This is a genomic window from Streptomyces sp. NPDC048523 (genome assembly GCF_043199815.1).
Classification (GTDB): domain Bacteria; phylum Actinomycetota; class Actinomycetes; order Streptomycetales; family Streptomycetaceae; genus Streptomyces.
Genome location: NZ_JBICWQ010000002.1, coordinates 974,941 through 988,342 on the forward strand (window position 1 = coordinate 974,941; position 13,402 = coordinate 988,342).

A 13,402-nucleotide genomic window follows, 5' to 3' on the forward strand; every position below is an offset into this window, starting at 1 on the left:
GTCGCATGAACCACAACACCCCGATCCCCCCGCTCTCCCCCCGCCCCCTGCGTCACCCCTCCGAGGTGCACCGCCGTGTCGTGACGGCCGCCCGGCTGCGCAAGACCGGCGTCTCGGTCGCCGAGGCCGACGAGCAGTGCCGGCCCGGCGGCCCCTGGCAGCAGATCCTCCCGGGTGTCTTCCTGCTCCACCCGGGCCCGCCGACCAGCGAGGAGCGGCTGCACGCGGTGCTGATGTACGCGGCACGGGAGCAGAGCGCCGGGGTCCCGACGCAGCCGGGCGCGGAGGAGCCGCACCGCCCGGTGTACGCGGACGCGATGATCACCGGCCTCGCGGCGCTGACGCTGCACGGCTTCAGCTCGACCCCGCCGCTGCCTTCCCTGGACCGGATCGACGTCCTGGTCACGAGGATGCGCCGGCTGCGCTCGGCGGGCGGCGCGCGCATCGTCCGCACCTCGGCGCTCCCCGCCGCCGAACAGGTCACCGGCGTCCCGGTCGCCCCGGTGCCGCGCGCCCTCGCCGACGCGGTCACCGAGCTCACGGACGCGGGCGCGGTGCGCCGGCTGCTCACCGAGGCGGTACGCGGCGGCCACTGCGAACCGGCCGCGGTCGTGCGGGAGTTGAACAACGCCAAGCTGCTGAGCCGTCCGCACGTGGTGGACGCGGTGGACTCGCTGCTCGCCGAGGGCCGTGCCATCGCGGAGGACCGCCTGTACCGCATGGTTCAGGAGTACGGCCTCCCCGACCCGGTCTGGAACGTCGACCTGAGGCTCCCGGGCGGCCCCCACCTGGGCGGCCTGGACGCGTACTGGCCGGAGCAGGCGGTCGCGGTGGAGCTGGACACCCGGGCGCCTCGCCAGGGTCACCGGGAGGACGACGACGCCCTCTGGTCCGAGTACGCCCGCAAGCGCGAGCACCTGGAGCGGCTCGGCATCACGGTCGTCCACATCACCCCGCGCAAGCTCCGGGACGCGATGGACCAGCAGGCGACGGTGGTCCGTACCGCCCTGATGGCCTCCGGCGACCGGGATCCCGCCGCCTATGTGGTGGTGCTGCCCCGGTAGTGAGGGACCGGGGCGGGACCAGGAGGGGAGAGGAGGGGCCACGGCACGAGGGGAGCCGGGGCCCCTCCTCGTGCGCGGGCCCGGGCGGCTACTCGCCGCAGAACTCCGCCTCGATCACCGCGTCGGTGTCCCCCGACCAGTCGCCGTTGAAGTTGAAGGCGAGGGAGTGCTTGCCGTCGGCGGTGGTCACGGCCACGGAGGTCGAGCCGTGGATGCCGCCGTCGTGGCCCCAGACGTGGACCCCGCAGCTGAGCTCGCGGTCGATGAGGGCGAGGCCGTAGCCGGCGCTCGGGAGGCCCTCGATGGCCACCGTGGTCTTCATCTCCTTCAGCTGCTCGGGCGGGAGCAGCCGGCCCTTCAGCAGCGCCGTGTAGAAGCGGTCCAGGTCGGCCGAGTCGGAGATCATCTCGCCCGCCGAGGAGGCGAGGGAGGGGTTCAGCTCGGTGACGTCGTACGTCGGTCCCGTCGCCGTCTCGGCCAGCTTGCCGTAGGCCCGGCTGCTGGGCTGCGGCACGGTGACCCGGGTGCCGGGGACCGAGGTGGCGGTCAGGTGCAGCGGGTCGATGACACGGTGCCGGATCTCCTCGCCGTACGTCCGGCCGGTGACCTTGTGGATCACCATGCCCGCCAGGACGTAGTTGGTGTTCGAGTAGTTCCAGGACGTGCCGGGTGCGAAGTCCGGCTTGTGGGCCATGGCGGTCGCGACGAGCTGCTCGGGGCTCTGCGTGTCGTACCGGTGCTCGAGGAAGCCGTCCTTGAGGAAGTACGTGCGCGCGAACGTCTCGTCGGCGGTGTAGTCGAAGATCCCGCTGGTGTGGTTGAGGAGCTGCCGGACGGTGATCCGGCTGCCGTCGTGGCCGTTGCCCCGGACCACGCCGGGCAGCCACTTCTCCACGGTGTCGTCGAGCGACAGCCGTCCCTCCGCCTCCAGTTGGAGCAGCACGGTGGAGACGAAGGTCTTGGTGATGCTGCCGACGCGGTAGCGGTCGTCGGCCGAACGCGGCGCGTGCGTCCTGAGGTTGCCGACCCCGGCGGTGGTCGACCAGGTGCTCCGGCCGTCCTTCGCGGTGAGCGTCACCCCCGGCACGCCGTCCTTCACTGCGGCGCGGACGGCCTGCCGGGTCGCGCGGTGATCGTCAGTGGCTCCGGTGGCCTGCGCCGCCATCGCCGGGGCGGCGAAACCGGCCGTGAGCGCCACCGCCGTCGTCGCCACCGCCACGGTCGTACGTACCGTCATGTCTTCCCCCTGTCCGGACACGCTCGGCGAGCGTGATCGGCGGGAGAGACCCGGGTCGGGAGGGGAAGGTTGAGGCTCGTAGGGCCGGTTGAGCCGTTTTCAGCCCTTCTTCAGGATCAGCTCCGTGTTCCGGTCCCCCGCACCGCCGCCGAGCTTGTTGCTGGAACCGGGAGCGTTGTAGGCCAGTTCGCGGTAGAGGGCCGCGAGGCCGGTCTGGGAGAGGTCGGCGAAGTCGGTGCGGTGGGGGGCCGCGGACTCGACCAGGGTGGTGAAGACCGAGATGGTGCCGTCCTTGTTGTCGGCCAGCTCGACGACTCGGGCGAGGTGCGGGAAGTCGATGTGGGAGGCGGTGGAGATCTCCCAGAAGGAACGGCCGCCCGAGGCCCGGTGCGGCGTGATCACATTGCGGTGGATGTGGCCGTTGACCCAGGCCAGGACGTTGCTGTGGCTCGCGAGGAGGGCGACGACCTCCTGGCCGTTGTGCCGGCGCTCGCCGGGGTGGGCCGGGTCGGGGCGGGTGTTGTCCATCGAGTCGCTGGTGTGGTGACTGAAGACGACGGCGAAGGAGTCCTTGTTCTCCCGCAGCGTCCGGTCCAGCCACCGCAGTTGCCCGGTGCCGATGGACCCCTGGTAGTGGCCGCCCGGGTCGGTGGTGTCGAGGCTGATGCCCACGACGTCGTCGGCGATGCGGAAGCTGTAGTACTGGGTGCCCGCGTCGAGGTTGGCGGTGGAGTAGCCGTGGCCGACCGGGCCCACGCCCCGGTGCGCGGGGTCGAGGTGGGCCTTGAGGTAGTCGCGGGCGGTGTAGGGGGCGCGCCGCTCGTCGGGGGTGACCGAGCGCATGCTGCGGGCGTGCGCCTTGAGCAGGTCGCGGAAGGCGTGGCCCTGCGGGTCGGAGGCCTTGCGGATCAGGTCCTGGAGTTTCTTCGCCTCGGACGCGGGCAGCGACATGAGCTTCTTGCCGCCGACGGCGTACTCGGCGAGCCAGGAGTCGCCGTGGCCGTAGCAGCCGAGCGGCAGGCTGTCGTGGTTGCCGACCGTGGAGTACCAGGGGATGGTGAGGCCCGGGCTGTTCACCTCCCGGATCGCCGCGGCGAGATAGCCCCGCAGGTGCGGGAAGCCGAGCTGCTTGTCGGCGTCGCGGGTGGTCGAGTCGGGCTGCCAGTACTGCTTGAGGCCGCTGTTCTGGACGCCCTCGTAGTGGCGCGGATCCCCGGAGTTGGGGGTGATCCGGCCGCCGCTCATGACGGTCAGGAACCAGTCGAGCTCGGTGCGGGAGTTGTTGTCGGTGTTGTCGCCGGTCGTCATGGCGAACTGGAGCGGGGCGCCGGTGGCGGGGGCGCCCCGCAGCGCGTTGATCCGTTCGACGAGCGAGATCGCGCCCGGCACGGTCAGCGCCTCCTGGGGCCGCCAGGCGTGCGCGTCGGTCGAGCGCAGGTATTCGAGGCGCATCGGGTGCTGACTGTCCATCAGGTGCAGGTCGGTGAGCTGCACGAACGCGGCCAGCGGGGTACGGCGGCCGGCCCGCCCGGCCTTCGCGGCGGCGAGGTCGGAGCGCACCTTGCGGCTCCAGCCGGGACCGTTGCCCAGGCGCCGGTAGCCGGAGCCGGTGCGCGGGGCGGCGACGGAGGCGACGGTGGTGCCGCGGGTGTACGGGGCGAGGGGGGCCTGGACCGGGGCGGCGGCCTGGTGGACGGTCCGGGCCACCGGCGCCCCGGCGGCACCGGTGGTCGTGGCGGCCTGGCTGTCGGTGGGCCGCAGGGCGTGGCCGACGCCCGCGGAGACGGCGGCCGCGCCCGCGGCGGCGAGGACGGTACGGCGGTGGACCACCGGCGTGGCGCCGGCGACAGAGCGTGTGCGCGACATGGCGCGATCTCCCCGAGTGCGAACTGCGTCGGCAGTGGTCGCGGGAGTCGCTGCTGCGAATTTCCCGCTCGCTCTGGATGCTTGGCACCGGGAATGGCCTGCGCGTGAACGAGACGGCAACGCGCAACGCCGATCACCGTACGTGGATCTTGGCCCACCCCGCGCGTTCGGGAGCGCTCGCCGAACGGCCCGGGGGTGGTCACTGCGTGTTCATCTTGCGGGGTACGACCCCTATTTCCCGGGCCGTCCGGACACCGGCCGTTCCCGCCACAGCCGCAGGCCGAAGTCGACCATGGGCACTCGTTCCAGCGCGGGTACCGTGTCCAGGTCGTGCCATGCGGCCATGTCCGTGGAGCCGCCGACCTCGAAGCACAGCTCACCCCCGGCGACCCGGGCTTCGTACATGAGCCCCACATGGTGCTGGTCGACGGTGCGGCCGAAGCGGCGCCGGGACGGGAAGCGCACCGACCGCACCCCGAGCATTCCGGTGACCTCGACGCGGTAGCCCGTCTCCTCCGCCACCTCCCGCAGGACGGTGTCGTAGGGGTCCTCGCCGTGCTCCATGCCGCCGCCGGGCAGCGTCCACGCCGGGTTGCCGTCGTTGAGCCACCGGGCGAGAAGGACCTGTCCGTCGCGGACGCATACGGCGTAGGCCGCCACCCTCAATTTCTCGCGCATACGGGCAAGTTAGTCCGCCGGGTCCGGATTGGCCGGTGAGTATGCGGGCGCGGACCAGCGCAGGGGGAGCGCCGACGGGGTCTCGACGGTCTCCCGTACGGTGAAGCGGACCCTGCGGTCCTCGCCGAACTCGGTGTTCGCCTCGCCGGTCAGCTGGAGGGTCGTGCCGGTGGTCCAGTCGAGGAACAGCAGGCCGGCCCGCGGGTCCGCGCTGAGGTTGCCCAGGGTGAGGAACATCGAGTTGCCCGGGTAGTCGCGCCAGCTGAGCTCGCCCGGTGAATCGACGCGCACGAAGCCGGGGTTGCCGCCCCGGTGGCTGACATCGGCGCCGCCCTCGTGCACGGAGGCCAGGAAGAAGGTGTCGGCCGCCGACACGAACTCCGCCTGCGCGGAGGTCAGTTCACCGCCGTGCCGCGCGGCACCCCGGTGCCGGTCCGCCACGACCTCGTACGTCTGCCTCTTCTGCAGGTACTTCGGGCAGTTGGAGAACACCTGGTCGGCCTCGATCGCGAACCCCCGTGCCGTGGGCCCGAGTCGGCCGTTGAGGCGCATCCGGCGGCGGGTGCGGGGGTCGAGGGCGATCGTGCCGACAGGGGTGCCGGGGGTGGTGAACGCCGTCGCGAGGGGGTCGGCCGGAAGCCATCCGCCCGCGACCGAGACGCGGTCCGGGCCCGTCGCCCTGACGAAGCCCGGTTCCCCCGTGAGCGGGGACGCCCAGACCCGGCCCGTCGAGGGGTCCGCGGCACCGGCGACCAGCAGCGGCTGGAGCTCCAGGAAGGCCGCGGCGACCTCCCGGATGCCCCGGCCGACCGAGCGGCCCACGTGATCCGCCTGCTCGCGCACTCCCACCCGGTCCTGCACGGCCCGCGAGCCCGCGTGATAGATCCCCATGGCTCCCATGGCCCCCATGGCTAGAAGAATCCGCAGGTCGGGGCCGTACCGGAGGGTGCGGGCGCGTCCTCGGCGCCGCTCGGCACAAAGATCTCCAGGCGGGTGCCGTCGGGGTCGTGGAAGAAGATGCCGCCCGACCCGGCGCCCTCGCGGTGGGCGACCACACCCTCGTGGGCGAAGTCCGCCCCGTACGCCCGCAGCGCCTCCTCGTACTCCCTGACGCGGTCGATCGAGTCCGCCTCCAGGGCGAGGTGGTGCAGGCCCGCGCGGTCGGGGCCGTACGGCTGCTCCGCCTGCTGCCAGAGGGTCAGGACGAGAGTGTCGCCGTCGCCGAGGAAGGCGTACCGACGGCCCTCCTCCTTGCCCTCGGCGAGGGGCGTGAAGCCGAGGACGTCCCGGTAGAAGGCGAGCGAGCGGTCGAGGTCGGTGACGTTCAGGCCGATGTGGCCGGTGCGCAAGGTCACGGCTGTCCCCTTCAGCGTGGGCAACCCGGATGGGTAACCCTTGTCATCGACTTTAGGGGTTAGAGGCGAGAGGTGCAACCAGTCACGTACGCTTGAGTGGTTAGCACGGAAGGGAGCCCCCGCATGCCCGCCCCCCGCGATCCCCGCCCGCTCACCGGCGAGCCGCTCGCACTCGATCTGCTCAACACGCGGTGGATGAGCGAGGGGACCCTCCAGGACCTCCTCACCGACGTCGACGGGCTCGCGGTGTGGCTCGACTCGACCGGACTGAGTGGCGGCCACACCCCCGACGACGCGATGCTGCGACACGTCCGGCAGGCCCGGGAGGCGCTGCGCACGGCGGTGGACGGGTCGCTGGAGGAGGGGGCACCGCTGGTCGACGCCGTGCTGGAGCACGGGCGGGTCCGGGTCGCGCTCACCTCCCAAGGCCCGGTCGAGCACCCGGAGTTGAGCGACCCCGCCTGGGGGCCCGGCTGGCTCGCCGCCCGCGACTACCTGGAGTTGCTGAGCACCGCGCCGGACCGGATCCGGTCATGCGCCCACGAGTCGTGCGTGCTCCACTTCCTCGACACGTCGAGGAACGGCACCCGGCGCTGGTGCTCGATGGCGACCTGCGGCAACCGGGCGAAGGCGTCCCGGCATTACGCGCGCACGAAGGACGCCTGAAAAGGCATCCCCAAGGGCCCATGGGGTGAATTGCCCGCTTTCTCACGCCTCTTCACCGATGTCCCCAAAGGGCATCGCGGGTTTTCCCCATGCAGCCATATCGATTCGGTCAACTCTCCCTAAACATCCTTCCCATGCGTAAAGCTGTGCGGTCATCCGGGGTCTTCAACCGGATCGCCGTGGCCAGGACCGATCGGTCCCGGTCACACACCCGCTCGTTCCTTTACCTACAAGGGATGCCGATGACCTTCACCCCCCAGCGCCCTCCGATATCGGGCGCGAGACGTGTGGCGCGGACAGCCGCGGCCGCCGGACTGGTCGCCGCGCTCTCCGCGGCGGGGCCGATACCCATGGCCTTCTCCGCGGACGCGGGCACCACCCCCGCGGCGTCGGACCCGGGCCTGAAGTCCGCCGACGAGAAGCTGGGTTCGGACGACGCCGGCGCGCTCGCCGAGGCCAAGGCCGACGGTGCCAAGAACATCACGCTGATGGTCGCCACCGCCCCCGGGAAGACCGAGCAGGTCGCCGCGGAGCTGGACGCGGTCAAGGGCGGCCTGGTGGGCCTCACGTACGACAAGCTCGGTTACGTCCGGGCCACCGTCCCCACCGCGAAGGCGGACTCGGCCATCGCCGCCGCCGCGAAGCTCTCCTCCGTGCACGGCATCGACGTCAAGCAGGACATCCCGCTGGACGACCCGACGCCGAGCGCCGACACCGCCAAGGGTGCCGCGCACAAGGCCGCGAAGACCTACCCGGCGCCGAGCGCGAAGACGCCCGCCGAGAACCCGTACAACCCGTCCTTCGAGACGGGCGCCGTCGACTTCGTGAAGGACCACCCGAAGGCGGACGGCCGCGGGGTCACCATCGGCATCCTGGACTCGGGTGTGGACCTCGGCCACCCGGCGCTGCAGAAGACCACCACCGGTGAGCGGAAGATCGTCGACTGGGTGACGGCGACCGACCCGGTCTCCGACGCCGACGCCACCTGGCGGCGCATGACCACCGCGGTCTCCGGCCCGAGCTTCACCTTCGACGGCCGCACGTGGACCGCGCCCGCCGGGTCGTACCAGGTCAACCTGTTCCGTGAGGCCGCGACCGCGGGCGGCGACGCCAAGGGCGACGCGAACCGGGACGGCGACACCACCGACACCTGGGGCGTGCTGTACGACAAGGCCGCCGGGACCGTCCGGGTCGACCTGAACAACAACCAGAACTTCGCCGACGACACGCCGATGAAGCCGTACAAGGACGGCTACCAGGTCGGTTACTTCGGCACCGACGACCCGTCGACGGACGTCGCCGAGCGCCAGCCGTTCGTCGTCGAGATCCGCAAGGACGTCGTCTACGACGCCGCGGGCAGCAAGGCCGACTACGTCAACATCGGCGTCATCGAGTCCGAGCACGGCACCCACGTCGCCGGCATCACCGCCGCCAACGGCCTGTTCGGCGGCCGGATGAACGGCGCGGCCCCGGGCGCGAAGCTCGTCTCCTCGCGTGCCTGCACCTGGACCGGCGGCTGCACCAACGTGGCGCTGACCGAGGGCATGATCGACCTCGTCGTCAACCGCGGTGTCGACATCGTCAACATGTCGATCGGCGGCCTCCCCGCGCTCAACGACGGCAACAACGCGCGCGCCGAGCTCTACACGCGCCTCATCGACACCTACGGCGTCCAGCTGGTGATCTCCGCGGGCAACTCCGGCCCCGGCGCGAACACCATCGGCGACCCGGGCCTGGCCGACAAGGTCATCTCGGTCGGCGCGACCATCTCCAAGGCGACCTGGGCCTCCAACTACGGCTCCGCCGTGGAGAAGAAGTACGCGATGATGCCGTTCTCCTCGCGCGGTCCGCGTGAGGACGGCGGCTTCACGCCGACCCTGTCCGCCCCGGGTGCGGCCATCAACACCACGCAGACCTGGCTGCCGGGCTCCCCGGTCGCCGAGTCGGGCTACACGCTGCCGGCCGGCTACTCGATGCTCCAGGGCACCTCGATGGCCTCGCCGCAGGCCACGGGCGCGTCCGCGCTGCTGATCTCGGCCGCCAAGCAGAAGCACCTCGCGCTGACGCCGGCCACCCTGCGCACCGCCCTGACCTCGACCGCCGACCACATCAAGGGTGTGCAGGCGTACGAGGAGGGCGCGGGCCTCATCGACATCGTGGACGCCTGGGACGCCATCAAGGACGGCGCCACCGCCCACGACTACACCGTGAAGGCCCCGGTCGACACCGCGATCGACCAGCTCCTGAAGACCCCGGGCTACGGCACCGGTCTCTACGACCGCGAGGGCGGTCTGAAGGCCGGCCAGAAGAAGACGTACGACGTCACCATCACCCGTACGTCCGGTGCGGACAAGGCGCTCCGCCACACCCTGCACTTCCACAACAACGCCGGTGGCACCTTCCGGATCCTCGGCAAGGACGACATCAGGCTCCCGCTGAACCAGCCGGTGACCGTCAAGGTCCAGGCCCAGACGAAGTCCGCGGGCCTCAAGAGCGCGATCCTGGTCGTCGACGACCCGAAGACCGAGGGCCTCGACCAGCAGATCCTCACCACGGTCGTCGTCTCGGCGCCGGTGAAGTACACCTACACCGCGTCGAACACCGTGCAGCGCAACAGCACCCAGTCGTACTTCGTGACCGTGCCCGCGGGCGCCAAGTCCCTCGAAGTCGCGATCGGCGGGCTCAAGGACAAGAGCCAGACCCGCTTCATCGCCATCCACCCCTACGGCGTCCCGGTCGACAACACCGGCACCCCGTACTGCTACAACAACTACCTCGACGGCAACGGCTGCAAGCCCGACGCCCGTTCCTACGCCGACCCGCAGGCCGGTGTCTGGGAGATCGAGGTCGAGTCGCGCCGCACCTCGCCGCTGCTCGACAACCCGTACAAGCTGGACGTCGCCGTCTACGGCGCGGTCTTCGACCCGGAGACCGTGACCGTCCCCGAGGCCAAGGTCGGCACCCCGGCCACCGCCTCCTGGAAGGTGACCAACACGCTCGCCGCGATCGACGGCAAGCTGGCCGGCGGCCCGCTCGGCTCGTCCAAGACGGCCCGCCCGACCATCGCCGAGGGCGCCACCCAGACCACCACGGTCGAGGTGCCCGCGGGCGCGAAGTCGCTCGACGTCGCCATCGGCAACGTCTCCGACGTCTCCGCCGACCTGGACCTGACGGTCTACGACGCGGCGGGCACCGTGGTCGGCACGTCCGCCGACGGCGACTCGGAGGAGGCCGTCTCGGTCGCCTCTCCCGCCGCCGGCACGTACACCATCGAGGTCGCCGGCTACTCGGTCCCGGCCGGTTCCACGGCGTACGACTACCAGGACGTGTTCTTCTCCAGCACCCTGGGCACCGTCACCGTCTCCGACGCGCCGGTGAAGCTCGCCACGGGCGCCTCGACGACCGTCTCGGGCAGCGTCACCGCCCTGGCGGCCGCGCCGGAGGGCCGTGAGTTCTTCGGCCAGGTCAGCCTCGTCAACGCGCGCGGCACGGTCGCGGGCGTCGGCAACGTGAAGATCGAGAAGGTCACGCCGTAACACTTCTCCGTACGGCGGCAAAGGGGCGGGCGTCCGATGGGCGCCCGCCCTTTCCCGTGCCCTAGCAGGTGAGCCCGCGCGAGGCCGGGAGCGAAGCGGTGATCCAGGCCCGCTCCACGGCGATCTCCTGCTCCCCGACCGCCCAATGGTCGGGGCGCGGCGAGCTCTCGGTCACGCCGAACAGGACACGGGAGCCCTTGGCCAGGGGTTCAGGGAGGTCGTACTCGCTGATCAGGTAGGTGAGGCGGTCGACGCCCCGGGTCGGCTTGTAGTAGTGGGTGACCTGCACGGTGACCTGGAGTTCCCCCGTGCTGGGGAGCCGCTTGACCACGGTGACCTCGCCCTCGGCGACCGTGGTGGCGCAGGCCAGGTAGGCCGGGCTGCCGAAGCGGACGCCGGCTTCCGCCTTGGAGGACCCCGAGTCGGCCGAGCTCAGGCTGTCCGCACCGCTGTGCCCCGCGAGCCAGCCGAGACCCGTGACGACACCGGCGACGGCGGCCACCGCGAGGGTGCCGAAGGCGAGGGCGCGGGTGCGGCGCCGGGCGGCGGGTCGTCGTAGCGGCACGGGTTCCGCGGCCGGTGCGGTCTCCGTCAGCGTCTCGCCGATGATCCGCAGCTGCTCGCGCAGGAGGGCGACGTCGGCCCGGGCCGAGCGGTGCTCGGCGAGGAAGGCCGGGTCGTCGGCGGCGCTCCCGGGCAGCGGTTCGTCGGTGATGGCGGCCATCAGGGCGTCGAGACCGTCGTGTTCCGCGGTCATCTCACACCACCTCGTCCTCGTGCAGGCGGGCGCGCAGGGCCCGGACCGCCGTGTGCAGGCGGCTTTTGACCGTGCCCTCCGGGACGCCCAGCTCCTGGGCGATCGAGCGCACCGGCAGGTCGGCGAAGAACCGCAGCACGACGACCTGGCGCTGCTGGTCGGGCAGCTCGTCCAGGCCCTGCGCGACGGCGAGGGAGAGCACGCTGGTGTCCTCCCCGGAGGGGTGCTCGTGCTGGCGCAGCGAGGCCAGCCGCTCCCCCAGCCGGTCCTGGCGCTTTTTGGCCCGGTGCCAGTCCATGGCGAGGTTGGAGGCGACGACGGCGGCCCACGCGGACACGTCCCGTGGCGCCTCGTACCCCTTCGCCGCCCGCTCCAGCAACCGCAGGCGGACCTGCTGCACCCCGTCCGGCAGGTCCGCCTGCGGCACTCCGCCCAGGGCGAGCACGGCCCGCACCCGGCGTTCCTGCGCCGCGTCCAGGGGGTCCTCCCGCTGTTCCCCCTGGCCACGGCGGGTGATTCCGCGCAGCACAGACACCCTCCCCTCACCGCGTTTCCTCTACGACGCCGCAGGGCGCGGAAACGTTCGGCGGATCCCCGGGAAATGTCCAGAGGCGTACATCACACGCTCAGGCGTTCCATTCCTCGGGCATGGAGCGCAAAGAATTGGACAGGGAGCCCCGGGTCGGCCGCATGATGGAAAAGCCTCGGTCACGTGCGAAGAGATAGGGAGTCACCGTGAGGGTCGGAATCGTCGGAGCCACCGGTCAGGTCGGCACGGTCATGCGCAGGATCCTCAAGGAGCGCGACTTTCCGGTCACGGAGCTGCGCCTGTTCGCCTCGGCCCGCTCCGCCGGGACCGAGCTGGACGGTGTGACGGTGGAGGACGCGGCGACGGCCGACTACACCGGCCTGGACATCGTGCTGTTCTCCGCGGGCGGCTCGACCTCGAAGGCGCTGGCCGAGAAGGTCGCCTCGCAGGGCGCGGTCGTGATCGACAACTCCTCGGCCTGGCGCAAGGACCCCGAGGTCCCGCTGGTCGTCTCCGAGGTGAACCCGCACGCCATCGCGGACCGCCCGAAGGGCATCATCGCCAACCCGAACTGCACCACCATGGCCGCGATGCCGGTCCTGAAGGTGCTGGACACCGAGGCGGGCCTCGAGACGCTGATCGCCACCACCTACCAGGCGGTGTCCGGCTCGGGCCTCGCGGGCGTGGCGGAGCTGCACGGCCAGGTGCAGAAGGTCGCCGCCGACGCGGACAAGCTCACCCACGACGGCGGGGCGGTCGACTTCCCCGAGCCGCAGGTCTACAAGCGGCCCATCGCCTTCAACGTTCTCCCCTTCGCCGGCAACCTCGTCGAGGACGGCCTGAACGAGACCGACGAGGAGCAGAAGCTCCGCAACGAGTCCCGCAAGATCCTGGAGCTGCCCGAGCTGAAGGTCTCGGGCACCTGCGTGCGCGTCCCGGTCTTCTCCGGCCACTCCCTCCAGGTCAACGCCCGTTTCGCCCGCCCGATCACCCCGGAGCGCGCGACAGAGCTCCTGGCGGGCGCCCCCGGCGTGACCCTCTCCGACATCCCGACCCCCCTGCAGGCCGCCGGCCAGGACGCCTCCTTCGTCGGCCGCATCCGCCGCGACGAGACGGTCGACAACGGCCTCGCCCTGTTCATCTCCAACGACAACCTTCGCAAGGGCGCCGCGCTGAACGCGGTGCAGATCGCGGAGCTGGTGGCGGCCGAGCTCAAGGGCTAGGCCGGGGGCCTGCGCACCTCGTAGAGGAAACAGCCGTACTCGACGGCCCGGACGTGGACCAGTGCCACGGACGGGTCGTCGAACGCGTTCCGGAAGGCGTCGTCGTCGGGAGCCTCGACCAGCTCCCCGCCGAGGATGCGTCCGTCGGCGGAGTACCGCCGCACCGTCCGGTGAGCGTGGGCGAAGGGGTATCCGTCGCGCCCGTCCGGCCCCGCGCACTCGTCGGCGTGGATGAAGACGGGTCCCTGTTCGTCGTACGCCCCGGGCTCGGCGCCGGTCTCGGCCGCCCAGCGGCGCAGCGGCGCGTAGGAGACGAGCGCGATCCGCTCGCCGGGCTCACTGCGGCGCAGACAGCAGCGGAGCGGGGCGCCGCCCTCCGCGTCCGGGAAGGGGGACAGGGGGCGGCCGGCGTCGTCGGCGGTGCGGAGTTCCTCGAGGACGGCGGAGTCGACGGGGCGTGCGGTGTAGGTCGTCATGGGACCAGGCTGGCG

Annotated in this window: 12 protein-coding genes; 4 read left to right on the forward strand and 8 right to left on the reverse strand. The window is 71.7% G+C overall.

Going from position 1 to position 13,402, the window contains the following annotated elements; translation table 11 throughout:
- The first annotated feature begins 5 nt into the window (after nt 1–5).
- Nucleotides 6–1,064 carry a hypothetical protein gene (locus ACGFWE_RS13370; protein ID WP_393599904.1) on the forward strand — a complete coding sequence of 353 codons (1,059 nt, stop codon included), beginning with the start codon at nt 6–8 and terminating at the stop codon, nt 1,062–1,064.
- Nucleotides 1,065–1,152: 88 nt separating this feature from the next.
- Here ACGFWE_RS13370 and ACGFWE_RS13375 read toward each other — a convergent pair whose 3' ends face one another.
- The 5 genes from ACGFWE_RS13375 to ACGFWE_RS13395 all read right to left on the reverse strand — a co-directional run bounded on the left by ACGFWE_RS13375 (nt 1,153) and on the right by ACGFWE_RS13395 (nt 6,200).
- Nucleotides 1,153–2,301 carry a serine hydrolase domain-containing protein gene (locus tag ACGFWE_RS13375; protein WP_393599905.1) on the reverse strand — a complete coding sequence of 383 codons (1,149 nt, stop codon included), beginning with the start codon at nt 2,299–2,301 and terminating at the stop codon, nt 1,153–1,155.
- 99 nt (nt 2,302–2,400) lie between these two features.
- Complete coding sequence (locus tag ACGFWE_RS13380) at nt 2,401–4,167, reverse strand: TIGR03767 family metallophosphoesterase (RefSeq protein ID WP_393599907.1); 1,767 nt, start codon at nt 4,165–4,167, stop codon at nt 2,401–2,403.
- A 231-nt stretch (nt 4,168–4,398) separates the two neighbouring features.
- Nucleotides 4,399–4,845 carry an NUDIX hydrolase gene (locus tag ACGFWE_RS13385; protein WP_393599909.1) on the reverse strand — a complete coding sequence of 149 codons (447 nt, stop codon included), beginning with the start codon at nt 4,843–4,845 and terminating at the stop codon, nt 4,399–4,401.
- 9 nt (nt 4,846–4,854) lie between these two features.
- Complete coding sequence (locus tag ACGFWE_RS13390) at nt 4,855–5,736, reverse strand: pyridoxamine 5'-phosphate oxidase family protein (RefSeq protein ID WP_352384379.1); 882 nt, start codon at nt 5,734–5,736, stop codon at nt 4,855–4,857.
- 20 nt (nt 5,737–5,756) lie between these two features.
- A complete protein-coding gene (locus ACGFWE_RS13395; protein WP_352384000.1) occupies nt 5,757–6,200 on the reverse strand; it encodes a VOC family protein in 444 nt (147 codons plus the stop codon).
- Nucleotides 6,201–6,323: 123 nt separating this feature from the next.
- On the opposite strand from ACGFWE_RS13395, the gene ACGFWE_RS13400 reads away from it, so the two are divergent.
- Nucleotides 6,324–6,866: a CGNR zinc finger domain-containing protein gene (locus ACGFWE_RS13400; protein WP_393599911.1), complete on the forward strand. Its 543-nt coding sequence runs from the start codon at nt 6,324–6,326 to the stop codon at nt 6,864–6,866.
- A gap of 242 nt (nt 6,867–7,108) precedes the next feature.
- Nucleotides 7,109–10,402, forward strand: a complete 3,294-nt coding sequence (locus tag ACGFWE_RS13405) for a S8 family serine peptidase (protein ID WP_393599913.1) — start codon at nt 7,109–7,111, stop codon at nt 10,400–10,402.
- 61 nt (nt 10,403–10,463) lie between these two features.
- Here the strand turns inward: ACGFWE_RS13405 and ACGFWE_RS13410 are convergent, their stop codons facing one another.
- Both ACGFWE_RS13410 and ACGFWE_RS13415 read right to left on the reverse strand, forming a co-directional pair.
- Nucleotides 10,464–11,159 (reverse strand): hypothetical protein, encoded by a 696-nt coding sequence (locus ACGFWE_RS13410; protein ID WP_393599915.1) that lies wholly within the window; start codon nt 11,157–11,159, stop codon nt 10,464–10,466.
- 1 nt (nt 11,160) lies between these two features.
- Nucleotides 11,161–11,694: a sigma-70 family RNA polymerase sigma factor gene (locus ACGFWE_RS13415; RefSeq protein ID WP_352384007.1), complete on the reverse strand. Its 534-nt coding sequence runs from the start codon at nt 11,692–11,694 to the stop codon at nt 11,161–11,163.
- A 200-nt stretch (nt 11,695–11,894) separates the two neighbouring features.
- Here ACGFWE_RS13415 and ACGFWE_RS13420 point away from each other — a divergent pair, with 200 nt between their 5' ends.
- On the forward strand, nt 11,895–12,911 hold the full coding sequence (locus tag ACGFWE_RS13420; protein ID WP_393599917.1) for an aspartate-semialdehyde dehydrogenase: 1,017 nt from the start codon (nt 11,895–11,897) through the stop codon (nt 12,909–12,911).
- Here the strand turns inward: ACGFWE_RS13420 and ACGFWE_RS13425 are convergent.
- Nucleotides 12,908–13,387: a DUF1203 domain-containing protein gene (locus ACGFWE_RS13425; RefSeq protein ID WP_393599919.1), complete on the reverse strand. Its 480-nt coding sequence runs from the start codon at nt 13,385–13,387 to the stop codon at nt 12,908–12,910. The two genes, ACGFWE_RS13420 and ACGFWE_RS13425, sit on opposite strands and share 4 nt — an antisense overlap.
- Between the last annotated feature and the right edge of the window lie 15 nt (nt 13,388–13,402).